General features: G+C 27.2%; 1 protein-coding gene. It reads right to left on the reverse strand.

All coding sequences use genetic code 11. The annotated features are described in order from the left end of the window. Positions 1–28: 28 nt before the first annotated feature. Entirely contained in the window at positions 29–343 is a 315-nt protein-coding gene (locus tag CRV02_RS14700) for a hypothetical protein (protein ID WP_129090923.1), read from the reverse strand. Positions 344–389 lie beyond the last annotated feature (46 nt).

Raw genomic sequence — 389 nt, forward strand, 5'->3', positions numbered from 1 at the left:
CTATTTTTTTGTCTTGTTTTAATTTGTCTTAAACAAAATCACTAAATGTACTTAATTCATTTTTATGTTCTGAAGCAATAAAAACTGAAGTACCATTTTCTGTTAATTTATCTTCATGAAGTTTATCTTCTTTAGGAAGAATTAGAATACTATAGTGGTTATCTTTACACTCTTTTATGATCTCATCACTTGTGTGAGGATGAGGGTTTTTAACTAATTCAACTTCAGTTATATTTTGTCCAGTAACATGTAGTACAGTAAGGTAATTGGATTCTTCAAATGAGCTTTCTACTTTTGATAAGTAACTATTGTTTTCATTTATTGTGAACACTATTCTATGCATAGCAACTCCTTGTTATCATTGATATGGGATTATTTTAAGAAAGTTT

It is taken from the genome of Arcobacter sp. CECT 8989 (assembly GCF_004116715.1).
Lineage (GTDB): Bacteria > Campylobacterota > Campylobacteria > Campylobacterales > Arcobacteraceae > Halarcobacter.

Bases quoted from the DNA above. Each gene is read 5' to 3' on its own strand.
- CRV02_RS14700 (WP_129090923.1), bottom strand. From the start codon at position 343: ATGCATAGAATAGTGTTCACAATAAATGAAAACAATAGTTACTTATCA.